This window comes from Streptomyces cynarae (genome assembly GCF_025642135.1).
Taxonomy (GTDB): Bacteria; Actinomycetota; Actinomycetes; order Streptomycetales; family Streptomycetaceae; genus Streptomyces; species Streptomyces cynarae.
This window is the reverse complement of sequence record NZ_CP106793.1, coordinates 3,624,704-3,648,777: the sequence shown is the minus strand read 5'-3', so window position 1 is coordinate 3,648,777 and position 24,074 is coordinate 3,624,704. Positions and strand designations below refer to the sequence as shown.

At 69.8% G+C, this 24,074-nt stretch carries 22 protein-coding genes and 1 pseudogene; 12 read left to right on the top strand and 11 right to left on the bottom strand.

The features are described 5' to 3' along the window. Positions 1–79: 79 nt before the first annotated feature. Positions 80–757: a response regulator transcription factor gene (locus N8I84_RS16805; RefSeq protein ID WP_263230290.1), complete on the top strand. Its 678-nt coding sequence runs from the start codon at positions 80–82 to the stop codon at positions 755–757. Positions 758–968: 211 nt separating this feature from the next. Further along, positions 969–2,246 (top strand): ATP-binding protein, encoded by a 1,278-nt coding sequence (locus tag N8I84_RS16800; RefSeq protein ID WP_263230289.1) that lies wholly within the window; start codon positions 969–971, stop codon positions 2,244–2,246. A gap of 198 nt (positions 2,247–2,444) precedes the next feature. Here N8I84_RS16800 and N8I84_RS16795 read toward each other — a convergent pair whose 3' ends face one another. After that, positions 2,445–2,987 (bottom strand): GtrA family protein, encoded by a 543-nt coding sequence (locus N8I84_RS16795; protein WP_263234785.1) that lies wholly within the window; start codon positions 2,985–2,987, stop codon positions 2,445–2,447. Between the two features lie 312 nt (positions 2,988–3,299). Here N8I84_RS16795 and N8I84_RS16790 point away from each other — a divergent pair, with 312 nt between their 5' ends. The 3 genes from N8I84_RS16790 to N8I84_RS16780 are packed head-to-tail and all read left to right on the top strand — an operon-like array spanning position 3,300 to position 6,155. Continuing rightward, positions 3,300–4,439, top strand: a complete 1,140-nt coding sequence (locus N8I84_RS16790) for a 5-(carboxyamino)imidazole ribonucleotide synthase (protein ID WP_263230288.1) — start codon at positions 3,300–3,302, stop codon at positions 4,437–4,439. Continuing rightward, positions 4,436–4,966 (top strand): 5-(carboxyamino)imidazole ribonucleotide mutase, encoded by a 531-nt coding sequence (gene purE, locus N8I84_RS16785; protein WP_263230287.1) that lies wholly within the window; start codon positions 4,436–4,438, stop codon positions 4,964–4,966. Before N8I84_RS16790 ends, purE begins: the two co-directional genes overlap by 4 nt. Positions 4,967–4,970: 4 nt before the next feature. Further along, positions 4,971–6,155 (top strand): dipeptidase, encoded by a 1,185-nt coding sequence (locus tag N8I84_RS16780; protein WP_263230286.1) that lies wholly within the window; start codon positions 4,971–4,973, stop codon positions 6,153–6,155. Positions 6,156–6,254: 99 nt separating this feature from the next. On the opposite strand, the gene N8I84_RS16775 is transcribed toward N8I84_RS16780, so the two are convergent. Together N8I84_RS16775 and N8I84_RS16770 are read right to left on the bottom strand one after the other, a co-directional pair. Then, positions 6,255–6,647, bottom strand: coding sequence for a VOC family protein (locus N8I84_RS16775; protein ID WP_200423575.1), 393 nt, complete (start codon positions 6,645–6,647; stop codon positions 6,255–6,257). An 18-nt stretch (positions 6,648–6,665) separates the two neighbouring features. After that, positions 6,666–7,025, bottom strand: a complete 360-nt coding sequence (locus tag N8I84_RS16770; protein ID WP_263230285.1) for a VOC family protein — start codon at positions 7,023–7,025, stop codon at positions 6,666–6,668. A gap of 200 nt (positions 7,026–7,225) precedes the next feature. Here N8I84_RS16770 and N8I84_RS16765 point away from each other — a divergent pair, with 200 nt between their 5' ends. Continuing rightward, a complete protein-coding gene (locus N8I84_RS16765; protein ID WP_263230284.1) occupies positions 7,226–7,729 on the top strand; it encodes a CGNR zinc finger domain-containing protein in 504 nt (167 codons plus the stop codon). 117 nt (positions 7,730–7,846) lie between these two features. On the opposite strand, the gene N8I84_RS16760 is transcribed toward N8I84_RS16765, so the two are convergent. Further along, positions 7,847–9,190, bottom strand: a complete 1,344-nt coding sequence (locus tag N8I84_RS16760) for a UDP-glucose dehydrogenase family protein (RefSeq protein WP_263230283.1) — start codon at positions 9,188–9,190, stop codon at positions 7,847–7,849. A gap of 180 nt (positions 9,191–9,370) precedes the next feature. Here N8I84_RS16760 and N8I84_RS16755 point away from each other — a divergent pair, with 180 nt between their 5' ends. Together N8I84_RS16755 and N8I84_RS16750 are read left to right on the top strand one after the other, a co-directional pair. After that, the gene (locus N8I84_RS16755) at positions 9,371–10,528 is read left to right on the top strand and encodes an acyl-CoA dehydrogenase (RefSeq protein ID WP_263230282.1); all 1,158 of its coding nucleotides are present in this window, start codon (positions 9,371–9,373) and stop codon (positions 10,526–10,528) included. 260 nt (positions 10,529–10,788) lie between these two features. Further along, on the top strand, positions 10,789–11,577 hold the full coding sequence (locus tag N8I84_RS16750) for an Fpg/Nei family DNA glycosylase (protein ID WP_263230281.1): 789 nt from the start codon (positions 10,789–10,791) through the stop codon (positions 11,575–11,577). Positions 11,578–11,613: 36 nt separating this feature from the next. Here N8I84_RS16750 and N8I84_RS16745 read toward each other — a convergent pair whose 3' ends face one another. Continuing rightward, positions 11,614–12,900, bottom strand: coding sequence for an LCP family protein (locus N8I84_RS16745; protein WP_263230280.1), 1,287 nt, complete (start codon positions 12,898–12,900; stop codon positions 11,614–11,616). A gap of 119 nt (positions 12,901–13,019) precedes the next feature. Here N8I84_RS16745 and N8I84_RS16740 point away from each other — a divergent pair, with 119 nt between their 5' ends. Next, on the top strand, positions 13,020–13,592 hold the full coding sequence (locus N8I84_RS16740) for an acyl-CoA thioesterase (RefSeq protein WP_263230279.1): 573 nt from the start codon (positions 13,020–13,022) through the stop codon (positions 13,590–13,592). Positions 13,593–13,628: 36 nt separating this feature from the next. On the opposite strand, the gene N8I84_RS16735 is transcribed toward N8I84_RS16740, so the two are convergent. Next, positions 13,629–15,170 carry an LCP family protein gene (locus N8I84_RS16735; RefSeq protein WP_263230278.1) on the bottom strand — a complete coding sequence of 514 codons (1,542 nt, stop codon included), beginning with the start codon at positions 15,168–15,170 and terminating at the stop codon, positions 13,629–13,631. 98 nt (positions 15,171–15,268) lie between these two features. On the opposite strand from N8I84_RS16735, the gene N8I84_RS16730 reads away from it, so the two are divergent. Then, positions 15,269–16,297, top strand: a complete 1,029-nt coding sequence (locus N8I84_RS16730) for a glycosyltransferase family 2 protein (protein WP_263230277.1) — start codon at positions 15,269–15,271, stop codon at positions 16,295–16,297. Between the two features lie 85 nt (positions 16,298–16,382). Here N8I84_RS16730 and N8I84_RS16725 read toward each other — a convergent pair whose 3' ends face one another. Next, positions 16,383–16,811 (bottom strand): hypothetical protein, encoded by a 429-nt coding sequence (locus N8I84_RS16725; protein WP_263230276.1) that lies wholly within the window; start codon positions 16,809–16,811, stop codon positions 16,383–16,385. A 247-nt stretch (positions 16,812–17,058) separates the two neighbouring features. Between N8I84_RS16725 and N8I84_RS16720 the strand changes: the two genes are divergently transcribed. Beyond that, complete coding sequence (locus tag N8I84_RS16720) at positions 17,059–17,529, top strand: YjfA family protein (protein WP_263230275.1); 471 nt, start codon at positions 17,059–17,061, stop codon at positions 17,527–17,529. Between the two features lie 187 nt (positions 17,530–17,716). On the opposite strand, the gene N8I84_RS16715 is transcribed toward N8I84_RS16720, so the two are convergent. Then, complete coding sequence (locus tag N8I84_RS16715; RefSeq protein WP_263230274.1) at positions 17,717–18,193, bottom strand: hypothetical protein; 477 nt, start codon at positions 18,191–18,193, stop codon at positions 17,717–17,719. A gap of 357 nt (positions 18,194–18,550) precedes the next feature. Between N8I84_RS16715 and N8I84_RS16710 the strand changes: the two genes are divergently transcribed. Beyond that, entirely contained in the window at positions 18,551–19,021 is a 471-nt protein-coding gene (locus N8I84_RS16710; protein WP_263230273.1) for a YjfA family protein, read from the top strand. Positions 19,022–19,137: 116 nt separating this feature from the next. Here N8I84_RS16710 and N8I84_RS16705 read toward each other — a convergent pair whose 3' ends face one another. The 3 genes and pseudogenes from N8I84_RS16705 to N8I84_RS16695 all read right to left on the bottom strand — a co-directional run bounded on the left by N8I84_RS16705 (position 19,138) and on the right by N8I84_RS16695 (position 23,998). Then, positions 19,138–20,742: an LCP family protein gene (locus N8I84_RS16705; RefSeq protein WP_263234784.1), complete on the bottom strand. Its 1,605-nt coding sequence runs from the start codon at positions 20,740–20,742 to the stop codon at positions 19,138–19,140. A gap of 138 nt (positions 20,743–20,880) precedes the next feature. Then, positions 20,881–22,613: pseudogene (locus N8I84_RS16700) on the bottom strand (LCP family protein). Between the two features lie 239 nt (positions 22,614–22,852). Further along, entirely contained in the window at positions 22,853–23,998 is a 1,146-nt protein-coding gene (locus tag N8I84_RS16695; RefSeq protein WP_313884265.1) for an LCP family protein, read from the bottom strand. Positions 23,999–24,074: the final 76 nt, after the last annotated feature.

The following is a 24,074-nucleotide window of genomic DNA, read 5'->3' as shown; positions in this document are numbered from 1 at the left end:
GGTCCAGGTAAGAATTCGCATCCCCATCACACCCGCGCTCACACCTTTGCTCTCGCCCTGGGCGGACTACCATCACCCCATGACCCGTGTACTGCTCGCCGAGGACGACGCGTCCATCTCGGAGCCGCTGGCCCGTGCCCTGCGCCGGGAGGGTTACGAGGTCGAGGTGCGCGAGGACGGACCCACCGCGCTCGACGCCGGAATGCAGGGCGGCGTCGACCTGGTCGTGCTGGACCTCGGGCTGCCCGGCATGGACGGTCTGGAGGTGGCCCGCCGGCTGCGCGCCGACGGCCACACCGTTCCGATCCTGATCCTGACCGCACGGGCCGACGAGGTGGACACCGTCGTCGGCCTCGACGCGGGCGCCGACGACTACGTCACCAAGCCGTTCCGGCTGGCGGAACTGCTCGCCCGGGTCCGTGCCCTGCTGCGGCGCGGCGCCACCGAGCCCGCGCAGCCGCCCGCCACGCACGGCGTGCGCATCGACGTGGAGTCGCACCGGGCGTGGATGGGCGACGAGGAGCTGCAGCTCACCGCGAAGGAGTTCGACCTGCTCCGGGTCCTGGTACGGGACGCGGGCCGGGTCGTCACCCGCGACCAGCTGATGCGCGAGGTCTGGGACACGACGTGGTGGTCGTCCACGAAGACCCTGGACATGCACATCTCCTGGCTCCGCAAGAAGCTGGGCGACGACGCGGCGAACCCGCGGTACATCGCGACGGTACGGGGTGTGGGCTTCCGGTTCGAGAAGAACTGACCGCGTCGGTCGGCTGACGTCGCTGTAGCTGCGGGCGGTCGTGCCGCAGGGCGGCACGGGTGGGCGCTGGGGGCACCCCCTGCTCGCAGAGCTTGGGGGAGGCACCGGCGAGCGCCCGGAGCGCAACCCACCCCCGCCCAGCCCCGGCACCGGGTGCCACACCAACCAGGGGCACACTGGTCGTCGTACCTGTTCCCCGCCGGAGGCCTCCGTGCGTCGTCGTCTCATCCAGTCCACCCTCGCCGTCGTCCTCGTGGTGATCGCGGTCTTCGGCGTCTCCCTCGTGATCGTCGAGACCCGGACGATCAGCAACAGCGCCCAGGAGCGCGTCGACTCCGAGGCGCTGCGGCTGGCCAGCATCGTGGACAGCCGGATCCTCGGCGACGAGAAGGTCAGTGCCGCGGTCTTCAAGGACCAGGTCACCGGCGACAGGTACGCGGTGATCGACATCCCCGGCCAGCCCACCATCCGGGTCGGCAACCAGCCCGCCGGTGACGTCATCCACTCCACGACCAAGGGCGAGGAGGGGGAGACGGTCCGCGTCGAGGAGCCCCGCTCCGCCGTCACGCGTGAAGTCGGCCGTACGCTGCTGATCATCGCCCTGGTGGCGCTGCTCGCGATCATCGCGGCGGTGTTGCTCGCGGTGCGCCAGGCCAACCGTCTGGCCTCCCCGCTCACCGACCTCGCCGAGACCGCCGAGCGCCTCGGCTCCGGCGACCCGCGCCCGCGCCACAAGCGGTACGGCGTCCCTGAGCTGGACCGGGTCGCCGATGTGCTCGACGCCTCCGCCGAGCGGATCGGCCGCATGCTGACCGCCGAGCGGCGCCTGGCGGCCGACGCCTCGCACCAGCTGCGCACGCCCCTGACGGCGTTGTCCATGCGTCTGGAGGAGATCACGCTCACGGACGACCCGGACACGGTGAAGGAGGAGGCGACGATCGCGCTGACGCAGGTGGAGCGGCTCACGGACGTCGTGGAGCGGCTGCTGACGAACGCCCGCGACCCGCGCACCGGCTCCGCCGTCTCCTTCGACCTGGACGAGGTCATCCAGCAGCAGCTCGCCGAGTGGCGGCCCGCCTACCGCAGCGCGGGACGTGCGATCGTCAGCTCCGGCAAACGGCACCTGCGGGCCGTGGGGACGCCCGGGGCGGTCGCCCAGGTGCTGGCGGCACTGATCGAGAACTCGCTCATGCACGGGGGCGGCACGGTCGCCCTGCGCACCCGGGTCACCGGCAACCAGGCGGTCGTGGAGGTCACGGACGAGGGACCGGGGGTGCCGCCGGAACTGGGCTCCCGCATCTTCGAGCGCACCATCAGCGGCCGTAACTCCACGGGCATCGGTCTCGCGGTGGCGCGTGACCTGGCGGAGGCCGACGGCGGCCGTCTGGAGATGCTCCAGGCCAAGCCCCCGGTCTTCGGCCTGTTCCTGTCCCGCACCCCGCTGAAGGTGCCCGCCGAACCGGAGGAACCGGAACGCACGGTGAGGTGAACCGGGGAGCGGGGGCCCGGTGCAGCGGTCGGTCGGGACTTCTTCGCCGCCCCAGGCTGGGCGACGTTCTCCGCCGCACGACGCGGGGACGTTCACTGCACGGCGCCGGGGATGTACCGCACGGCGCCGGGCGATGCTCTTCGCCGCACTGCGCCAGGGCGATGTTCTGCTCACGCGCCTGTCAGGGCGCGACGACGGTCAGCGGTTCACGTGCTCGTCGTGGCGGCGCTGATTCTCTGCCTCGTGGAGGATCGACTCGGCGCCCGCCACCGCCGACGCCGCCGGCATGGCCTTGAACACCCAGCTGCGGTAGGACCAGAAACGGAACAGCGTCCCGAGGCCGATGCCGAGGAACTTGAACACGTTGCTCTGCAGCGGGCTGTCCCAGCCGAACCCGTACGTGGCCAGGAACAGCACGCCGTTCTCGATCACCAGCCCGGCCGCGCTGAACACCAGGAACAGGGTCATCTCGCGGGTGCGCCCGCTCTTGTCCCGGTCCCGGTAGGTGAAGTAGCGGAAGCCGATGTAGTTGAAGGCGATCGCGACGACCGTGGCGATGATGCTCGCCCGGACCACCTGGAGCCCCGTGACATTCCGCACGAGGTTGAACACCAGGAGGTTGACCAGCAGTCCCGCCCCGCCGACCGCGCCGAACTTGGCGATCTCGCGCAGCAGCCGGTCGAACTTCCGGCGCACTGCGGCCTGGGGCCTGTCCTGCAGACTTGTGGAACCACTGCCCATCGTGTCGCCAGCCCCCGTCGGGTCGGTCGTACTCGGTTGCATCCGTCGTCTCATTCGTGTCGATCGGTTGTACCGGACCCTCGGCCGAAAGCGCCTAACGGCTCCGTCAACCCGGCCATGCTAACGAGCGCCGGTGAACGATGTCCGGGGACCATACATGAGGACGGAAAGAAAGCCACCTGGACCCCCTGCCGGAAACCCTTCATGGATTTCCATCGGGTACCCCTTCGAAAGCCCCTCGGAAACGGCCCTCCAAACGCCCCGGGCGGGGACGGAAACCGGCCTCCCCGGCCGGGCCGATACCCTGGGTGCGTGACGTTCCCGGTAGTAGGCATGGTCGGCGGTGGCCAGCTCGCCCGTATGACCCACGAGGCAGGCATCCCGCTGGGCATCAGGTTCAAGCTCCTCAGTGACACCCCTCAGGACTCCGCGGCACAGGTCGTCGGCGACGTCGTCGTCGGCGACTACCGCGATCTGGAGACGCTGCGTGCCTTCGCGCGGGGCTGTGACGTGATCACCTTCGATCACGAGCACGTGCCCACCGAGCACCTGCGGGCACTGGAGGCGGACGGCATCGCCGTGCGTCCCGGTCCGGACGCGCTCGTGCACGCCCAGGACAAGGGCGTGATGCGCGCCAAACTCGACGCGATCGGTGTGCCGTGCCCGCGGCACCGGATCGTCAGCGACCCGGAGGACGTCGCCGCGTTCGCCGCCGAGGGCGACGGCTTCCCCGTCGTCCTCAAGACCGTCCGCGGCGGCTACGACGGCAAGGGCGTGTGGGTGGTGGACTCCGTCGAGGAGGCCGCCGACCCCTTCCGCGCCGGCGTCCCCGTCCTCGCCGAGGAGAAGGTCGACTTCGTCCGGGAGCTGGCCGCCAACGTCGTACGGTCGCCGCACGGGCAGGCCGTCGCCTACCCGGTCGTGGAGTCCAGGCAGGTGGACGGCGTCTGCGACACCGTGATCGCCCCGGCCCCCGACCTGGACGACGAGCTGGCCCTCGAGGCCGAGCAGCTCGCGCTCACCATCGCCAAGGAACTCGGCGTCGTCGGTCACCTCGCCGTGGAGCTGTTCCAGACCCGCGACGGCCGCATCCTGGTCAACGAGCTGGCGATGCGCCCGCACAACTCGGGCCACTGGTCGATGGACGGCGCGATCACCTCGCAGTTCGCCAACCACGTGCGGGCCGTCCTCGACCTCCCGCTCGGCGACCCGCGCCCGCGCGCCAAGTGGACGGTCATGGTCAACGTCCTCGGCGGCGACTACCCCGACATGTACTCGGCGTACCTGCACTGCATGGCGCGGGACCCGAAGCTCAAGATCCACATGTATGGCAAGGACGTGAAGCCCGGCCGCAAGGTGGGCCACGTCAACACCTACGGCGACGACCTCGACGACGTGCTGGAGCGCGCCCGTCACGCAGCCGGCTACCTGAGAGGCACGATCACCGAATGAGCCCCGTTGTTGGCATCGTCATGGGGTCGGACTCCGACTGGCCCGTCATGGAGGCCGCGGCCAAGGCCCTCGACGAGTTCGAGATCGCGTACGAGGTCGACGTCGTCTCCGCGCACCGTATGCCGCGCGAGATGATCGCATACGGCGAGCAGGCGGCGGACCGCGGTCTGAAGGTGATCATCGCGGGCGCCGGCGGCGCCGCCCACCTGCCCGGCATGCTCGCCTCCGTCACCCCGCTCCCCGTCATCGGCGTCCCGGTCCCGCTGAAGCACCTCGACGGCATGGACTCGCTGCTGTCGATCGTGCAGATGCCGGCCGGTGTCCCCGTGGCCACCGTGTCCGTCGCAGGCGCCCGCAACGCCGGATTGCTCGCGGCGCGCATCCTCGCCGCGCACGACGAGGAACTCCTGCAGCGGATGCGGGAGTTCCAGCAGGACCTCAACGACCAGGCCACCGAGAAGGGCAAGCGCCTGCGCTCCAAGGTCGAGGGAGCGGCGGCGGGCTTCGGCTTCAACTCGGGGAAGTGACGCGATGACCTCGCCGTCCTTGCAGGCCGCCCGGGAACTGCTGCGGGAGTTCCCGGTCGTCGACGGGCACAACGACCTGCCCTGGGCGATGCGCAAGCAGGCCCGCTACGACCTCGACGCCCTGGACATCGCCCGGCACCAGAACGCCCGCCTGCACACCGACCTGCCCCGTCTGCGCGAGGGCGGGGTCGGCGCCCAGTACTGGTCGGTGTACGTGCCGTGCGACCTGCCCGACCCGGTGCCCGCGACGCTGGAACAGATCGACTGCGTACGGCAGCTGCTCGCCCGCTACCCGGCGGACCTGGCCCCGGCCCTGACCGCCGCCGACATGGAGACGGCGCGCAAGGACGGCCGGATCGCCTCCCTCATGGGCGCCGAGGGCGGCCACTCCATCGCGAACTCGCTCGGCACGCTGCGCGGCCTGTACGGGCTCGGCGTGCGCTACATGACCCTCACCCACAACGACAACGTGGCGTGGGCGGACTCCGCGACGGACGAACCGGGCGTCGGCGGCCTCTCGGACTTCGGCCGTGAGGTGGTCCGGGAGATGAACCGCCTCGGCATGCTCGTCGACCTCTCGCATGTGGCGGCGACCACGATGCGCGACGCGCTGGACACCACCGAAGCGCCGGTGATCTTCTCCCACTCCTCCGCCCGCGCGGTGTGCGACCACCCGCGCAACGTCCCCGACGACGTCCTCGAACGCCTGCCCGCCAACGGCGGTGTGGCGATGGTGACCTTCGTGCCGAAGTTCGTCCTCCAGGCGGCCGTCGACTGGACGGCCGCGGCGGACGACAACATGCGCGCGCACGGCCTGCACCCCCTCGACACCACCCCCGAGGCGATGAAGGTCCACCGCGCCTTCGAGGAGCGCACTCCGCGCCCGGTCGCCACGGTCGCGACGGTCGCCGACCACCTCGACCACATGCGCGAGGTGGCGGGCATCGACCACGTCGGCATCGGCGGCGACTACGACGGCACGGCCTTCACCCCGGACGGCCTGGGCGACGTCTCCGGCTACCCGAACCTGATCGCGGAGCTGCTGGACCGCGGCTGGTCGAGGGCCGACCTGGCGAAGCTGACCTGGCAGAACGCGGTACGGGTGCTGGGCGCGGCCGAGGACGTGGCGCGCGACGTGCAGACCAGGCGCGCGCCGTCCCACGCGACCATCGAGGACCTCGACGGCTGACGGTCCGGAGCGGGACGGTCCTGTACGTCCCACCGGGCCCGAACCGCCGTCTGCCCGGCCCGGCTGTCGACAGCCGGGCCGGGCAGGGCGACGGCCGGTTCAGGCGTGCTCGATCCGGCACAGGCAGAAGGGGTGTCCCGCCGGGTCGGCGTACACCATGAAGTCCTTCTTCTCCCGGTCCTCCACGTCCAGCGGCCGCGCGCCCAGCGCCAGCACCTTCTCGTGCGCCGCGTCCACCTCCTCCCAGGTGGAACCGGCGTCGAAGTCGAGGTGGAACTGCTGCGGGTTGCGGTCCGCGCGCGGCCATTCGGGCGGGGTGTATCCCTCCACCCGCTGGAACCCGATCCGCGGCCCGTCGGGGATCCGCAGGACGACCCACTCCTCGTCCTCGGCCTTGGGTGTGCCGCCGCCCACGCGGGCGTAGAACTCGGCGAGCGCGCGCGGGTCCGGGCAGTCGATCACCACGTTGCGGAAACGCGCCACAGCGGGCATGAGGGGCCTCCTTCGGCGTCAGCCGGCGCAGAGACAGAACGGGTGCCCGGCCGGGTCCGCGTAAACGCGGAAGCTGCGCGAGCGGTCCTCCGCGTCGAGCGGCTTCGCGCCCAGCTCCAGCACCCCCTTCTCGGCCGCGTCCAGGTCCTCCACCACCAGGTCCAGGTGGAACTGCTGCGAGTGGTCGGGCGCGGGCCACTTCGGCGGTACGAATCCGGGCGCCGCCTGGAAGGCGAGCGCCTGTCCGCCGGGCACCCGCAGGTCCACCCAGTCCCCCTCGCCCTCGACGCTGCCGCCGAGCACCTCGGCGTAGAAGGCGGCGAGCGCGCCCGGGTCGGGGCAGTCCAGGACGACGGGGCCGAGCTTGGCGAGAGCCATGACTTCCTCCTCCAGATCGCAGTTACCGATAGGGCGCCGTCACCGACGAGCGCTGTTACCGATAGCAGCGAGTAACCGGTAACGGTCACCGCATGCTCATGCTCCCGGTCATGAGGTGGCAGCGCAAGAGGTACACGCCGACCGGCCTCGGTTACGCCTCGGTTACCGCATCGGTGCGTGCCGGAGGTAACGTCGCGGGCATGAGTGAGAGATCGCCCGCTCCCGGAGGCCTGGAACTCGTCCAGGCCCTGGTGAACACGCTGGACATCGAGTCGGGCACCGACTCGCTGGACACCGTGGAGGGTCGGGCCCGTTTCGCTCTCACCGAGGACGAGCTGCCGCGCGCCCGCGAACTGCGCGAGTCGCTGCGTGCCGCGCTGCTCGCCCACGCGGGCCACCCGCCGCACCGCGAGGTGACCCCGCTGACCCGGCTGCTGGCGCGGGCCCCGCTGTATGTGGCCGTCGACCAGCGCGACGGCTCGGCCTGCCTGACGCCCACCGACGACTCCCTGCACGCGCGCGTGGCGGTCGCCGTGGCAGAGGCGCTGACCGCGGGCACCTGGGGCCGTCTGAAGGCCTGTGAGGCCGTGACCTGCCACTGGGCGTACTACGACCGCAGTCCGGCCGGACGCGGCCGCTGGTGCTCGATGTCGGTCTGCGGGGCGCGCGCGAAGATGCGGCGGTACCGGGCGAAGGAGGCGTGATCCACAGAGAGTTCACCGGTCGGCCGGTGACCCGGTGGTGCAGAATGCAACAGGACGCCGGTCCGGCCGACTGAGCCTCGGCCGGACCGGCGTCTCCCTTACGTCTATGCGGTACGTCTATGCGGTGGGGCGGCCCATCGCCCGGTACGTCCACCCGGCCCGGCGCCATACCTCCGGGTCGAGCGCGTTGCGGCCGTCGAGGAGGACCCGGGAGGCCGCCGCCTCGCCCAGCTCCGCCGGGTCGAGCTCGCGGAACTCGCGCCACTCGGTCAGGTGCAGGACGACATCGGCGCCCCGCACCGCCTCCAGCGCCGAGTCGGCGTAGCCGAGCGTCGGGAAGAGCCGTCGGGCGTTGTCCATGCCCTTGGGGTCGTAGACCGTGACCTGGCCGCCCTGGAGGTGGATCTGCCCGGCCACGTTCAGCGCGGGCGAGTCACGGACGTCGTCGGAGTCCGGCTTGAAGGTGGCACCGAGCACCGCGACCCGCTTGCCGAGGAACGGACCGCCGCCCAGCGCCTCACGCGCCATCTCCACCATCTGGCCACGTCGGCGCATGTTGATGGAGTCGATCTCGCGCAGGAACGTCAGCGCCTGGTCGGCGCCCAGCTCACCGGCGCGCGCCATGAAGGCCCGGATGTCCTTCGGCAGACAGCCGCCGCCGAAGCCGATCCCGGCGCGCAGGAACTTCTTGCCGATCCGGTCGTCGTACCCGATGGCTTCCGCCAGCTTGGCCACGTCAGCGCCCGCTGCCTCGCACACCTCCGCCATCGCGTTGATGAACGAGATCTTGGTGGCGAGGAAGGAGTTCGCGGCGGTCTTCACCAGCTCGGCGGTCGGGAAGTCGGTCACCACGAACGGCGTGCCCTCGGCGAGCGGCGTCGCGTACACCTCGCGCAGCAGCTTCTCGGCGCGCTCGCTGCGTACGCCGACCACGATCCGGTCCGGGTGCAGCGTGTCCTCGACGGCGAAGCCCTCGCGCAGGAACTCCGGGTTCCAGGCCAGTTCGGCGTCCCCGCCGGCGGGCGCGTGCTCCGCGAGGTACGCGGCGAGGCGGTCCGCGGAGCCGACGGGCACGGTCGACTTGCCGACGACGAGCGCGGGGCCCTTCAGGTGCGGCGCGAGGGAGGAGATCGCGGCGTCGACGTACGACATGTCGCAGGCGTACTCGCCGTGCTTCTGCGGGGTGTTCACACAGACGAAGTGGACATCGCCGAACTCGCCCAGCTCCGCCCAGTCCATCGTGAAGCGCAGCCGCCCGCTGGAGCCCTCGATCCCCGCGACGTGCTTGCGCAGCAACTCCTCCAGACCGGGCTCGTACATCGGGGCCTCACCCCGCCTGAGCCTCTCGATCTTCTCCGGCGCGACGTCCAGCCCCAGCACCTCGAACCCCAGCTCGGCCATGGCCGCGGCGTGCGTCGCGCCGAGATAGCCGGTGCCGATCACGGTGATCTTGAGGCTCATGGGTGCTCCAGAACGGGTAGGGCGGTGAATCGGTGCCCGAGCATAGCCGGGCCCTCCGCGGGGCAATTTCCCAGCTGTCGCCAAGCTCACGTACCCGTCCCGTGGGCGGCCCCCTAAAATTCCAGTTACTTAACGGTAATTAGCGTCACCGACACTGCGTCTTCTGGAGCGTGAGACACCTTGGCCGGATCGGCTGACTTCGACCTGTACCGCCCGTCCGAAGAGCACGACATGCTCCGTGACGCCATCCGCTCGCTGGCCGAGGCGAAGATCGCGCCGCACGCCGCGGCGGTGGACGAGGAGGCCCGCTTCCCGCAGGAGGCGCTCGAGGCCCTGGTCGCGAACGACCTGCACGCGGTCCACGTACCGGAGGAGTACGGCGGCGCCGGCGCGGACGCGCTCGCCACCGTCATCGTGATCGAGGAGGTGGCCCGCGTCTGCGTGTCCTCCTCCCTCATCCCGGCCGTGAACAAGCTCGGCTCGCTGCCTGTGATCCTGTCCGGCTCCGAGGAGCTGAAGAAGAAGTACCTCGCGCCGCTGGCCAAGGGCGACGCGATGTTCTCGTACTGCCTCTCCGAGCCGGAGGCGGGCTCGGACGCGGCCGGCATGAAGACGCGGGCCGTGCGCGACGGCGACCACTGGGTGCTCAACGGCGTCAAGCGCTGGATCACCAACGCGGGCGTCTCCGAGTACTACACGGTCATGGCGGTGACCGACCCGGAGAAGCGGTCCAAGGGCATATCCGCCTTCGTCGTCGAGAAGTCGGACCCGGGCGTGTCCTTCGGCGCCCCGGAGAAGAAGCTCGGCATCAAGGGGTCGCCCACCCGCGAGGTCTACTTCGACAACGTCCGCATCCCCGCCGACCGCATGATCGGCGAGGAGGGCACCGGCTTCGCCACGGCGATGAAGACCCTCGACCACACCCGCATCACCATCGCCGCCCAGGCCCTCGGTGTCGCGCAGGGCGCCTTCGACTACGCCAAGAACTACGTCAAGGAGCGCAAGCAGTTCGGCAAGCCGATCGCCGACTTCCAGGGCATCCAGTTCATGCTCGCCGACATGGCGATGAAGATCGAGGCCGCCCGCCAGCTGACCTACGCGGCCGCCGCCAAGTCCGAGCGCGGCGACTCGGACCTCACCTTCCAGGGCGCCGCCGCCAAGTGCTTCGCCTCGGACGTGGCCATGGAGGTCACCACGGACGCCGTCCAGCTGCTCGGCGGCTACGGCTACACCCGCGACTACCCGGTCGAGCGCATGATGCGCGACGCGAAGATCACCCAGATCTACGAAGGCACGAACCAGGTCCAGCGGATCGTGATGGCCAGGAACCTTCCCTAGCGACAACCGCCTTCGTCTGCGGAAACACCTCGGCCCCCGGCATCGCCCGGGGGCCGTTCGCATGGGTGACCAGGCCGAGAGGCGTCCAGGCGGCCGGTTGGAACGTGGCCGGTGGGGACCGGACGGAGCCGACGTGGAATGAAGCCGACGTGGAATGAAGCCGACGGGGAATGAAGGAGATGTCAGGGAAGGGGGCGACGCATCTCGGATGCGGCCGCCCCAGGGCGCGCCGGGCACCGGCCGGCTGAAGGGCGTTCCTCATGCCTGAGCTGCCAGACGTCGAGGGATTCCGGAAGGTGCTCGAGTCCTGTGCGAAGGGCAGAGTCGTCCAACGCGTCGACGTGCGCGACGCAGGCGTCCTGCACGGGGTGGGCGTGCGGCGGCTGCGCGCCGCGCTGGAAGGCCGGCGGTTCACCGAGCCGCAGCGGCACGGGAAGTGGCTGCTCGCCCGCACCGGCGACGGTCCCACGCTCCTGCTGCACTTCGGAATGACGGGTCGGCTGGTCTGCGCTCGCCCCGACGACGCGGTCGGGGCCCACGACCGCGTCCTGTTCAGCGTGGACGGCGACCGCCAGCTCCGCTACCGCGACCAGCGCAAGCTTCAGGGACTCTGGCTGGCCGACGACTGCGACGTCGCCCGGCTGCTGGGCCGCCAAGGCCCCGATGCCATGGCGGTGGACGGCGAGGAGTTCGAGGCCGCGCTCTCTTCCCGCCGCGGGTGCGTCAAAGGCGTCCTCATGGACCAGTCCGTCCTGGCCGGACTGGGCAATCTGCTCGCCGACGAGATCCTGTGGCGCGCCGGGCTTCACCCCACCCGCCGGGCAAGCGATCTCACCCAGGCCGAACTCCGGCGCCTGTACACACACATGCGCCGCACCCTGCGGTCCGCGGTCGCCGCCGGTTGCGTGCCCCCACGCGACTCCTGGCTCACCGGCCACCGCGACGACCCGTACCCGGCCTGCCCGCGCTGCGGCGACACCTTGCGTCGTTCGCGGGTCGCGGGGCGCGGGACGGTGTGGTGCCCGCGGTGCCAGCCGGACGGGTCCTGACCTGCGTCGGTGTTGCGCCGCTCCAGACGAGAGGCCCTAGTTGCCGGAGACCGTCACCGTCTGGTCGTTCTTCAGCTCGTCCACCAGCGTCTTGACCTTGGCCTTGTCCCACAGCAGGTTGCCGCCGGTCGAACCGGAGATCGGCATGTTCATGGACTTGCCGTCGCCGCCGTTGACGCCCTTCATCGCCCAGAACATGGAGCCCAGGTCCCACAGGGACATGTCCTTGTCCACGGTCAGCGCGTCCAGGCCGGCGCCCATCGTCGGGTAGAGCTTGAACGGGTTGAGGACCGTCGACGGGGTCGCGACCTGGTGGGCGAGCGCCGCCAGGAACTTCTGCTGGTTCTTGGTGCGCTGCAGGTCGCTCTGCGCGAAGGCGTGCCGGGTGCGGACGAAGGCGAGGGCCTGCTCGCCGTTCAGTGTCTGCGTGCCCGCCTGGAAGTCGGCACCCGAGTACTTGTCCTTGAAGCCCTTGTCGATGGTGATCGTGACACCGCCGACCGCGTCCACGATGTTCGCGAAGCCGTCGAAGCCGATCTCCGCGTAGTGGTCGATGCGCAGCCCGGTGTTGTACTCGATCGTGCGGACCAGCAGCTCCGGGCCGTCCTCCGCGTAGGCCGCGTTCAGCTTCACATGGCGTCCGGTGCCCTGGTAGACCTTGCCGGACGTGGACCCCTTGTACGTGGGTATCTCCACGTCCGAGTCGCGCGGCAGCGAGATCAGCGTGTCGCCGTTGTCGCCGACGTGCAGGATCATCATCGTGTCCGTGCGCTTGCCCTCGGCGGACCCGGTGTGCAGCTTCTTCTTGTCCGCGTCCGACATGCCGGCGCGGCTGTCGGAGCCGACGATCAGGTAGTTGGTGCCCTTGCCCGCAGCGGGCCGGTCGATGACCTTGGAGAGGTCGACGTCGCGGTGGAGCTTGGAGTCGGCCCAGAAGTAGGTGGCGATCGAGGTCACCGCGAAGGCGGTGACCAGCGTGATCGCGGTCCACTTGATCCGGCGGCGCCAGTTGGGCGCGGGGCGCGCCCCGCCGGTTCCCCCGCCGCCCGGTCCGTGGGGTCTGCCGGCCGGGCTGCCGTAGACCTGGCCGGTGTTGTAACCGCTGTCATAGCCGTTGTCGTAGCCGCCGTACCCCTGGTCGTCGTACGTCGGCTGCTGCGGCACCCCGCCGTACGGCGGCGCGGCCTGGGGGCCGCCCGGTCCGCCGGGCGTGCGCCGGACCTGCCGCATCACGCGCGCGCCCTCGGGCTGAGCGCTGGTGCTGCCGCGTCCGTAGCGGTTGCCGCGGCTGTCGTCGGACCATCCCTCAGGCCAATCGTTCATGCGCCCCAGTGTGCAGGGTCGGGCTGTGGGCCGTACAAGAGCCGAGGAAAAACAGGGTCAGGGCTGTTGCGAAGCCGACACAAAGTCTCCGGATCGTGCCGCGGCATAAGGTGGAGGCCATGACAGACCAGGCCCCCGCCCCGGAATCAGAAATTCTGGGCGAAACAGAGGCTGCACTCCCCGGGAAGCCCACCTGCGCGTCCCGGACCACGCTCAGCCACATCATGACCCACAACGACACCAACCTGCTGGGCACGGTGCACGGCGGCGTGATCATGAAACTCGTCGACGACGCGGCGGGCGCGGTGGCCGGCCGGCACAGCGGCGGGCCCGCGGTGACGGCGTCCATGGACGAGATGGTGTTCCTGGAGCCCGTCCGGGTCGGCGACCTGGTCCATGTGAAAGCGCAGGTCAACTGGACGGGCCGGACGTCGATGGAGGTCGGCGTACGGGTCCTGGCCGAACGCTGGAACGAGTCGACCCCGCCCACCCAGGTCGGCTCTGCCTACCTGGTCTTCGCGGCGGTCGACGCGGACGGCAAGCCCCGACCGGTCCCGCCGGTGATCCCGGAGACGGACCGGGACAGGCGCCGCTACCAGGAGGCTCAGATCCGCCGCACCCACCGCCTGGCCCGCCGCCGAGCGATCAAGGAACTGAGGGAGAAGAGGGCGGCGGAGGGTTTCGAGGACTGACGCACGGTGGTTCCGTTTCGGTGGGCCCGGCGTCCCCTACGCCGGGCACACCACCTGGTCCCCGGTCACCACCGCCTGCTGCGGCGTCGGCGAAGCCTGCGGTTCCGGCGTCCGCACCCGCACGGGCCGCACCTCCTTGAAGTCCGCTCCCACGATCACCCGCAGGGTCGCCCCCTGCCCCGGCACCGCACGCAGCTCGCTCCCCGGCAACGCCGCCTCCAGGACCTTCGCCGAGCGGTCCCAGCGGGGGTCGTAGATCACGACCGTGCGCCGCACTCCGCGCTCCGCCGCGTTCGCCGGCTGCCGCGTCGTCCGGAACCCGGCGGCCGCAAGCCCGTCGTCCGCCCGCCTGCCGAGCCCCTCCGTCAGCGTGCCGTTCTCCACCCGCACCTGGATCTGCTGCGGAGGCACCTCCACCTCCGCCGTCGCGGGTCCCCGGGCAGAAGCCTCCGGTTTCGCCTGCCCCTTCGGCTGCGCCTCGCGAGGAGCGAGCGGCCGGTCCTCCCGCAGTGAGTCGAACAACGTCTTCGCCTTCGCGTCGTCCCACTTCACCGTCGACCCCAGCCCCTTGACCTCGTACTCCATCCGCCCGATCGGCACGGTCGTGAACTCCGACGACCGCGGCGAGAAGTTCCGCATCGCCCGCCCCAGGTCCAGCAACTGGTCCGTCCCGAACCCCTGATCCGCCCGCACCGCCCCGAGCGCCGCCTGGGCCACGTCCCGGAGCTTCACCGGGTTCAGCAGCACACCCGACGACGTCGCCCGGTCGATCAGCGCGGCCAGGAACCTCTGCTGCCGCTGCATCCGCCCCAGGTCGGACGCCCCGTCCACATGCCGGGACCGCACGTACTGCAGGGCCTGCCCGCCGCTCAGCACGTGGGTGCCCGCGGCGAGATCGAGCCCGGTGTACGTGTCCTTCAGCGGCTGTGCGGTGCACACCCGTACCCCGCCTAGGGCGTCCACGGTCTTCATGAAGCTGATGAAGTCGACCTCCAGGTAGTGGTCGATCTTCAGATGGGTCATGTCCTCGACCGTCCGCACGGTCAGGTTCGGCCCGCCCTCCGCGTACGCCGCGTTCAGCCGGACCGGATGGGTGGCGCGCCGTTGCCCCGTCGCCTCGTCGGTGTGCTCCGGCACCTCCGCGTAGGAGTCACGGGGCAGGCTGACCACGGTCGCCCGCTCCCGGTCCGCCGAGATGTGCACGATCATGATCGTGTCGGTGCAGTGGCAGGGCTCCCCGCCCAGGTGGAACGCCCGCCGCTCCTTCTCCGTGATCCTGTCGCGCCCGTCGGTGCCGACCAGGAGGACGTTCATGCCGTTCCCCGCCGCGGGACGGTCCTTCATGTCCCTGAAAGGGTCGATGCGGGAGATCCCGCCGTCGAGGCTGGTGATCACCGCGTGCCCGATGCCCGCCGCGACCAGGACCACGACCGAGAGGGTTGTGGTCATCCGCACGGGCCAGCCGCGCTTCCGCGGCCGGACGGGCGGCCGCCTGGCGGGGGAGCGGCGGACCGGCTCGCGGCGCGCGGGCGAGCGGGTGGGCGTGGGCACGGGGGAGACCTCCGCGGGGCTGGGCATGGGTCCGCGAGCACCGTAGGCCCCCGTGATCTTCGGCCCTCGGCGGCGCCCGGGCGGCGCGCACCGGTGTCCCCCGTTCGCGGTAACGTGAGGCTCCTATGAACGCCAAGCCCGACCTGCAGCTGCCTGCCGTGTCCGTGATCATGCCCGTGCTCAACGAGGAGCGGCATCTGCGCGGAGCCGTCCGAGCGATCCTCGCGCAGGAGTACGGCGGCGAGATGGAAGTCGTGATCGCGCTCGGCCCGTCCACGGACCGCACGGACGAGATCGCGGCCGAGCTGGTCCGGGAGGACCCTCGCGTGCACACGGTCCCGAACCCGACCGGCCGCACACCCGCCGCGCTCAACGCCGCGATCAAGGCTTCCCGGCACCCGATCGTGGTCCGCGTCGACGGCCACGGCATGCTCTCGCCGAACTACATCGCGACCGCCGTACGCCTCCTGGAGGAGACCGGCGCGCAGAACGTCGGCGGCATCATGCACGCCGAGGGCGAGAACGACTGGGAGCACGCGGTCGCCGCCGCCATGACCTCGAGGATCGGGGTCGGGAACGCCGCCTTCCACACCGGCGGCGAGGCCGGCCCCGCGGAGACGGTCTACCTCGGCGTCTTCCGCCGGGAGGCCCTCGAGCAGCAGGGCGGCTACAACGAGGAGTTCATCAGGGCCCAGGACTGGGAGCTGAACTTCCGCATCCGCGAGGCCGGCGGCCTGATCTGGTTCTCACCGGAGCTGAGGGTGTCGTACCGGCCTAGGCCCTCGGTACGCGCGCTCGCCAAGCAGTACAAGGACTACGGCCGCTGGCGCCATGTCGTCGCCCGCTACCACGAGGGCTCCATCAACCTGCGCTACCTCGCCCCGCCGGCCGCCGTGTGCGGGATCGCTGCGGGCATCGTGGCGGGCGCCGCGATCACCCCGTGGGGCTTCGTGATCCCCGGCGGCTATCTCGCGGCGATCGCCCTGGGCTCGATCCCGGCGGGCAGGGGCCTGCCGCTGAAGGCCCGTCTGCAGATCCCCGTCGCCCTCGCCACGATGCACATGTCGTGGGGCTGGGGCTTCCTGACGAGCCCCAGGTCCCTGGCGAGGAAGGTCATCGCGTCCCGGCGGCCGGCAGTGGTCGGCCAGGCCTGACCGGACCGACTGCCCGGAGCCGCCGGCAGACACACATCAGCCCCGGAAACCCAGCGTTCTCCGGGGCTGATGCACGGGATGGGGGTCAGCACACGGAGCTGGTCGATCCCCCGGTCGAGTTCAGGTAGCCGGTGGCGTGCGTGCAGTACGCGGCCGTGTTGGCCGCGGGACCCCACAGCTCGGAACGCGTGGTGTTGTTCAGGGTGGCCTGGCCGTAGTCGGTGCCGGAGTCCGCCTCGTTGACGATCTTCACATAGAGGTCCCAGGAAGAGTGCGTGTCGCGGTACTGCTGCCAGACGTAGATGTAGGCGTAGTTGTAGCCGCAGCCGTAGTACTGCTTGACGGACGCGGCCTGGATGCCGCCCACGGTGAGAACGCGCGTGGTCCCCACCTGGGAGACGCTCGAGCACGAGGACGGCGTGGAGGCGGAGGCGCTGGGGGCTACGACGACGCCGATGCCGATGAGCGCGGCGAGGGAGGTAAGAACTGTTCCGATCTTTTTAGTGATGTTCATGGGCTGGATGCTTGCATAAGAGATCAATAAGTGAAAGGTCTTACCGAGTAGGGAGCTTGACGCCGTCTGCCCTGTGAGGCGAGCGCCGTTCCTGCCTCTGGCTCGGCACCCGTACCCGCCAAGTCCGGTAAGAGAAAAGGCAGTTGACGGGGTGTCGTGCTCATGATCGGATTGACGCGCTTTCCACTCTCACATCGCCTGCGGCCACCAGCCCCAGGCTCAGCACGCATGCCCAGGAGGGGACCAAGTGCGTTCCAAGATGAGGAACTTCGCTCGTGCGGGTGTGGTGGCCGGGGGACTCGGCCTTGCGATGATCGCGGCCACGGGGGGCGCCCAGGCCTACACGTACGACGGCTCCGACCCGTCGTCCACCGGTTGCTCCTCCGGCGCCACCACGGTGGAGTCCGCGACCGTCAAGAACAGCAACGCCACGTTCGGCACGATCGAGCTCAGATACAGCCTGGCCTGCCACACCGCCTGGGCGAGACTGACCCTGAACTACACCCAGGGAGCGTGCGGCAACGCCTCCGCGGGCTACGACTGCGCCCACGCCTATGTCATCCGCAACAACGACGGCCGCACCTACAGCTGCACCATCTACCAGGGTCAGTCGCAGTGCTACACGCCGATGGTCTACGACAAGGGCATGACGTCGTTCGCCCAGGCGGCCATCGACTCCGCGGCGGGCAGCGCCAACACCCGGACCGCCGCCTACTGATCCGTCCCCGTCGCGAGGGCGGTTGAAGGGGCCTGCCGCCGAGGCGGCAGGCCCCTCTTGTCGTGCGTCACACGGCCCCGTCGGCCGCACCGCCCCTACGGGCCGTGGCCCTGCCGGCGACCGGGCCGGCCGACGCCCCGGTCGTCGAAGCACGGTGTGGACGGGGCGCCGATCCCGCGTGTACGGCTCAGCCGCATGCGACTCCGGTGTACACGGCGGTACCGCCGTGGGAGCCGGTGCCGCCGCTGGTGTACCTGAGATCGCCGTAGATGTCGATGCAACTGCCAGGTGCGTAGGCGTAGACCGGCCCGGCGTACGAGGTGTAGTTGGAATTCGTCCCGTCGAGGTTCCAGGTACTGGTACCGCTCTTGCGTATGCCGGCCACGATGTGGTTCGCGCCGCTCACTTCGCTGTCGTTCGCCCGGGTGATGACGCAGTTGTAGCCGTTCGAGCTGTTGTAATAGACATCGATGTAGCCGACGGTGGGCCAGGGGGACCAGCCATCGGTGATGGCCCATGATCTGACGTAACTGTAGGCGCTGCCACAGTAGTTCACCCGGGACATGGCGTCGGCCTGTCCGGCTGACAGGCCCACCAGACCGGCGGTGAGCAGGGCGACGGCTCCGGCAGCAGACGTGATGCGCGTACGCAGCGTGCCAAGCAAGGTTTCTCCCCTTGTTCTGTAGGTGTCACTCGGAGGGTGGTGTCGACTGCCCAGGGACCTTGATGACGATGCCGGTCGACCGAACGGGCTCCGCTCCTGGGCCGACTGGGGGTGAATGGCCGGGTGGATCACACCATCCATCCGCGGAGCACCGATCGGCCTGACGCGACCATGTCTGTAAATGATCGCAAGTTGACCGGAAATCCACACCTGTCACGGCGTCAAGTTGCCTTTGTACAAAGATGGTTGACCGGCATTTGCGGTGGTGATCGAATGTGCACGCTTTTGATCGTCTTCGTTTGGGCTGGCGGGCGACTTGCCTGTCGGCTTCTCAGGCATGCCCAAGAGGGGGAAGACATGCGCACGACAAAGAGGGCTCTTGCGCGGGCCGGTGTGGTGGCCGGGGGACTCGGCCTTGCGATGATCGCGGCCACGGGGGGCGCCCAGGCCTACACGTACGACGGCTCCGACCCGTCGTCCACCGGTTGCTCCTCCGGCGCCACCACGGTGGAGTCCGCGACCGTCAAGAACAGCAACGCCACGTTCGGCACGATCGAGCTCAGATACAGCCTGGCCTGCCACACCGCCTGGGCGAGACTGACCCTGAACTACACCCAGGGAGCGTGCGGCAACGCCTCCGCGGGCTATGCCTGCGCGAACGCGGAGGTCATCCGCAACAACGACGGCCGCACCTACAGCTGCACCATCTACCAGGGTCAGTCGCAGTGCTACACGCCGATGGTCTACGACAAGGGCATGACGTCGTTCGCCCAGGGGGCCGTCGACACGGCACTCGGGACGGTCATCACCCGTACCGCCGCCTACTGATCCGGCGGCGCGCCGCCGGAGGCGGCTGAGGGGCAACGGACGAGGGGCTCACCGTGAAGCACGGTGAGCCCCTCGACGCGTCACCGGAGCCGGCCCCTCGGACCGGCTCCGGACGTTCACCAACGGTAGGGCGCGTACACGTCCATGCACTGGCCGGTGTCCGAGCCGTTGATGGCGTCGGAGTTGCTGGGGATGTCCCCGGGCTTCGGTGTGGACTGCTTCGGGTAGCTGGAGCCGGTACGCCAGTCGGAGCCGACGGTTACGGTGACGCCCGACACGTCGGTCGACTTCTTCACGGCACTCATGGGAATGCCCAATGCCTTGGCGACGCTCCGGGCATCGCCCTCCAGGTCCGCGCTCGGGTAGCGCACCACCGTCTGGTCCTCGGACAGTCCCGCGGTGGAGTCGAACACCGCCCTGCTGAAGCCCTTCTCCACGAGCACCTGGCTGATGTCGCGCGCCCGGCGGGGCACCGGGGCCTGTGTGGACGTCCTGGTGGCGTTCTGCACCACCACGCCCAACCGGTCGGCCGCGACCGTGGCCGAGGGAGCCTTCGCCGCCTGGCTCGTGCTCGTCGTCTTCTTCGGCGCCGGCGTCGTGCCCTTGTCGTCGAACGGCACGTCGTCGCGGATCATCTCCCAGATCTTGTCCGCGTTGGCACCGTCGGGGACCACGTGGTCGTCGTTCTGCGGGTCGGTGACGTTGGGCATCGTCGTCATGGTGATGCGGTTCGTCGGGACCGTCTTGAGCTGCATGGCCAGGTCGTAGAGCTTCTTGACCGAGCCGATCTCCTCGGAGACCTGCAGGGACTTCGTGGCCGCCTCGGCCAGGTTCATCAGCCGACCGGTGTCGGTGAAGACGTTCTGGCTCTTCAGCGTGCGGATCATCGAGTTCAGGTACATGTGCTGAGCCCTGGCCCGCAGCAGGTCACTGCCCCAGGCGTGCCGGGTGCGCAGCCACTGCAGGGCCTGTACGCCCTTGATGTTGTGCGTGCCGGTCGTCATCTTCAGGCCGGAACCGCCGGGCGCCTTGGGCAGCGGGCGGTCCCAGACGTTCTGGTTCACGCAGACGTCGACGCCGCCGATGGCGTCCGCCATCCTCACCACGCCCGCGAAGTCGATCATCATCCAGTGGTCGATGTAGACCTTGGTCAGGTTCTGCCAGGTGGCCAGCGTGCAGCCGGGGCCGCCGCGGGCCAGCGACTCGTTGATGATGGCGTTGGTCGGCGGGTACTCGTGGCCGGTCGCGGGATCCTTGCACTTGGGGATCTCGACCCGGGTGTCGCGGGGGATGCTCACCACGGCCGCGCTCTTGCGGTCGGCGGACAGGTGGATCAGCATCTCGACGTCGGCCAGTGGCGGGTTGCCACGGTTGTCCCTGCTGCCGCCCAGCGCCACGTTCGCGTCGGAGTTACGGCTGTCGGAGCCGATCAGCAGGATGTTCATCGGCGTCTGGCCGGCGGCGTTCGGCTGGCTCTTCTGTGCCTTGGAGTCGCCACTGCTGCGCTCGCCCTTACGGATGTTGCCGTTCAGGTGCTGGTAGTAGAGGTATCCGGCGCCGGCCGTGCCGAGTATCACGACCGACAGAACCGTCGCCGACCACCGCAGCGCACGCCTTCTGCGGCGTCTGCTGCCGCCGCCGCGTCCGCCCTTGCCGGGCCGTGGCCCCCCGCCCGAGCCATGGTCGTCCGTCGTGTGTCGTCCCTGAGGTGAGAGGGACATGGCCTCTTCGACCGCAGATGCTTCCCCGCGCAGACCGTACTGCGTCAACTACCCATCCTCCCCACCCTTGCGGCACCTGACGGGCCTGTCAGGCGTCCTGTTAGACGCACGACCGGCCCATAAGGTGGCGCTGTGCGCTCAACTGGCGCACTGAACCTTGTCCGCTGTGGACTTGTTGGGGACGTCCGGTGCCTTGGTCGGAGCGGTGAGCGGCGTGCCCGGGCCCTGGAAGTCCTGTCCGAGGGTCAGCACGATCGCGGGCAGCCCTTGGTCGTTCTTCTCGCTCTTGCCCGGCTTCAACGCCGAAGCGGGCAATCCCATGATGTCCGCCAGCTTCCGCGCCTGGTCGGCCTGGTCGGGAGAGTATTCGAGCGTCGTCTTGCTGAGTGTCTTGCCCGCGTTGCCGAGCTGGCTGGACTTGGTCACGCCCTCGTTGTTCTGCAGCCAGCTCAGAGTCGCCTGTGCGCTGCCGGCGGGGGCACCGCCGTTGTAGATGTCGACGCGGATGTCGGCGGCGGCGGAGCGGGAGCCCTTGAGGGGGTCGTTCGCGGCGGTCTTCGCCGCCTTCTCCTTCTTCTTCACCGTGGTGAAGGACACGTCGTTCTTGATCGCGTCGAAGACCTCGGGAGCCGAGTTCGGGTCGACGATGACCGTCTTGTGCACCGGGCCGTCCGCCGGATTGTCGAGCACCGGCACGGTCAGGAAGGTGATGTTCTTCGTCGGCACCTTCTTGAGCTCCAGGGCCACGTCCTTGAGCGTGCTCACCTTGTGCAGGCCCGTGTCGACGGTCAGCGCCTTGGTGGCGGCCTCGGCGAGGTCGAGCAGCTTCGTCGGGTCGGTCAGCGTGTCGCTCGAGGCCATCTTGCGCATCAACGACCCCATGAACTGCTGCTGCACCTTGATCCGGTCCAGGTCGCCCTGGTTGCCCCAGGCGTGCCGCGTGCGCACGAACGCGAGGGCCTGCTCGCCCTCGATCTTGGACGGGCCGGCGGGCAGCTTGAGGTGCGACTTCGGGTCGTCGACCGCGTGCTTGAGACACACGTCGACGCCGCCCACCGCCGTCGTCAGCGTCTTCACCGCGTTGAAGTCGAGCATCATGAAGTGGTCGGGCTCTATGCCCCCGGTGATCTCCTTCACCGTGCGCATGGTGCAGCCCGGGTCGCGGCCGTCCTGCCCGAGGCTCGTGTTGAAGCGGACGTTCTGCGTGCCGGGGATGACCTTGGTGGTGCCGTCGGGCTGCTTGGTCGGGCAGTCCGGGACGTTGACGATCAGGTCGCGGGGGATGCTCAGCGCGGTCGCGTTCGTCCGGTCCTTGGAGACGTGCAGCAGGATGTTGGTGTCGGCATGGCCGACGCTGCCCGTGTCGCCGTAGCCCTCGTTGCCCTTGCCGGTGCGCTTGTCGGTACCGATGATCAGGATGTTGAAGGCCTCGTCCTTGCTGAAGCCGTTCTTCGCGGCGTCACCCACGTCCGTCGTCGAGACGTTGCCCTCGAGGTGCTGCAGGTAGAAGTAACCGGCCGCCGTGACCGCGACGAGCACGAACGCCATGCTGCCGCCGGTCCACAACAGTATCTTCTTCGCTTTGCCCTTCTTGGGCTTGGTACGGCCCCGGCGGCGCCCCGGCGGCTCCGGGGCGCGCCACGGCGGCGGCGCTGGCCGGGGAGGACGTCCGGGGCCGGTTCCCCGCGGCCGGGTGCCGTGCGGGTGCCCCCCTGCGCGCTGCCGGCGGGGGTTCCCCTGCGCGGTCTCGGCACGGACGACTGCGCTCCGGGAGCGGCCAGTCGCAGTTCGTATTCGCCGGTGTTCGGGTTGAGCACCCACTGGTCTGCGGGGTCGATGTTGTCCGCCCGCCCACGGCCTTGCGCGTCCACGGTTGTCCGAATCCTCCGTCGGGGCCACGCGGCGCCTTCCCCCTCGAGGCGCTCGGGTCTCTTCAGCCAGTGCGTGTGCCCGGGACGGACCTCGGGGCGTGGCACCGGATCGCTCACACTATCCGCCCAGTTCAGCCTCGAGCGACGGCGGTGACAAATTCCACTTCCCTACAACCGGGCAATCCGCCCTATTTCTCAGACACTTCTTAGCTCACGCGTTCCCCGCCATGGGGTGCGCTTTACCCGCAGGCGTCTTGGGCGGCGGTGTTGCCGGTGAAAGTGGGCGCCGGTCCAGGGGGTGTCTTCTTCTGGGAGCCGGGCCCGGAGCCGGGCGGTGTATTGCTCGTTTTTGCGACTGAATTACCCGGAACTTCCTTGCTGACCTCGACCGGCTGGTCCGCGCGCAGGCGCCCGAAGAGTCTGTCCGCCGCCGGCTGCACGAGTTGGTCACGATTGATGTCGCCCGGGTATGGGGTGCGCGGGGCCGTCAGGAACCGCACATGTTGGGCGGAGAGGTTCCCCAGCCCGTGCACGAGTGCGTAGAGTCCGCGCAGACTCGCCAGACCCGGGTCCGTGGTGAGGGCCTTGGTGGCCGCGTCCAGCACGGGATACAGCTTCACCGGGTTGAGCAGGACGCCGTTGCTGCGCACCTTGGTCACCAGCGCGCCGAGGAAACGCTGCTGGCGCTCCATCCGCTCGGTGTCGCTGCCGTCGCCGAGGCTCTTGCGGGCCCGCACGTAGCCGAGCGCCTGCTCGCCGTCGAGCGTCACCTTGCCCGCGGGCAGTCTGAGCCTGGCGGCCGTGTCGTCGATCGGCTGCCTCAGACACACCCGGACGCCGCCGAGCGCGTCGATCATCTTCTTGAAGCCGTTGAAGTCGACGACCAAGTGGTGGTCGATGCGGATGTTCGTCAGCTTCTCGACGGTACGGACCGTGCAGGCCGAACCCCCGGTCGCGAAGGCGTGGTTGAACATGGTGAACTGTGCCTCGCTGCGGCTGCCGTCCGGCCGGCCGCAGCTCGGCACGTTCACCATGAGGTCACGGGGCAGGGAGACGGCGGTGGCGCTGCGCCGGTCGGCCGCGAGGTGCAGCAGGATCGTGGTGTCGGACCGCTCCGTCCCGGAATCCCGCCCGTACCGGCCGTTGCCGGCGCCCGCACGCGAGTCGGACCCGATGAGCAGGATGTTCCGCGCGCCGCGCACGAGCGCAGCGGGCCGCTCCTTCTCGTACCGGGCGAGCTCGGCGGCGGCGGCCTCGTCCGCGGTGATGTTCGAGTCCAGCTTCTCGTACGCGACCCACCCGGCCCCGGCGGCACCCAGCAGGAGCGCGGCCAGCCCGACCGCACACCACCGCACCCAGCGCCACCGCCGATGACGTGCTCTCACTGCCGGGTCCACCGCCTTGCGTCGTATGAGCGTGAGCTGCTGTTACGACCATGGCCCGGGGCCGGGTTGCGGGGCG

What these genes read in the sequence shown, in the direction of transcription:
- N8I84_RS16805 (WP_263230290.1), top strand. Translation starts at nt 80, where the DNA reads ATGACCCGTGTACTGCTCGCCGAGGACGACGCGTCCATCTCGGAGCCG.
- N8I84_RS16705 (WP_263234784.1), bottom strand. Translation starts at nt 20,742, where the DNA reads ATGTCCCTCTCACCTCAGGGACGACACACGACGGACGACCATGGCTCG.
- N8I84_RS16740 (WP_263230279.1), top strand. Translation starts at nt 13,020, where the DNA reads ATGACAGACCAGGCCCCCGCCCCGGAATCAGAAATTCTGGGCGAAACA.
- N8I84_RS16775 (WP_200423575.1), bottom strand. Translation starts at nt 6,647, where the DNA reads ATGCCCGCTGTGGCGCGTTTCCGCAACGTGGTGATCGACTGCCCGGAC.
- N8I84_RS16760 (WP_263230283.1), bottom strand. Translation starts at nt 9,190, where the DNA reads ATGAGCCTCAAGATCACCGTGATCGGCACCGGCTATCTCGGCGCGACG.
- purE (WP_263230287.1), top strand. Translation starts at nt 4,436, where the DNA reads ATGAGCCCCGTTGTTGGCATCGTCATGGGGTCGGACTCCGACTGGCCC.
- N8I84_RS16730 (WP_263230277.1), top strand. Translation starts at nt 15,269, where the DNA reads ATGAACGCCAAGCCCGACCTGCAGCTGCCTGCCGTGTCCGTGATCATG.
- N8I84_RS16750 (WP_263230281.1), top strand. Translation starts at nt 10,789, where the DNA reads ATGCCTGAGCTGCCAGACGTCGAGGGATTCCGGAAGGTGCTCGAGTCC.
- N8I84_RS16765 (WP_263230284.1), top strand. Translation starts at nt 7,226, where the DNA reads ATGAGTGAGAGATCGCCCGCTCCCGGAGGCCTGGAACTCGTCCAGGCC.
- N8I84_RS16710 (WP_263230273.1), top strand. Translation starts at nt 18,551, where the DNA reads ATGCGCACGACAAAGAGGGCTCTTGCGCGGGCCGGTGTGGTGGCCGGG.
- N8I84_RS16770 (WP_263230285.1), bottom strand. Translation starts at nt 7,025, where the DNA reads ATGGCTCTCGCCAAGCTCGGCCCCGTCGTCCTGGACTGCCCCGACCCG.
- N8I84_RS16725 (WP_263230276.1), bottom strand. Translation starts at nt 16,811, where the DNA reads ATGAACATCACTAAAAAGATCGGAACAGTTCTTACCTCCCTCGCCGCG.
- N8I84_RS16745 (WP_263230280.1), bottom strand. Translation starts at nt 12,900, where the DNA reads ATGAACGATTGGCCTGAGGGATGGTCCGACGACAGCCGCGGCAACCGC.
- N8I84_RS16735 (WP_263230278.1), bottom strand. Translation starts at nt 15,170, where the DNA reads ATGCCCAGCCCCGCGGAGGTCTCCCCCGTGCCCACGCCCACCCGCTCG.
- N8I84_RS16780 (WP_263230286.1), top strand. Translation starts at nt 4,971, where the DNA reads ATGACCTCGCCGTCCTTGCAGGCCGCCCGGGAACTGCTGCGGGAGTTC.
- N8I84_RS16795 (WP_263234785.1), bottom strand. Translation starts at nt 2,987, where the DNA reads ATGGGCAGTGGTTCCACAAGTCTGCAGGACAGGCCCCAGGCCGCAGTG.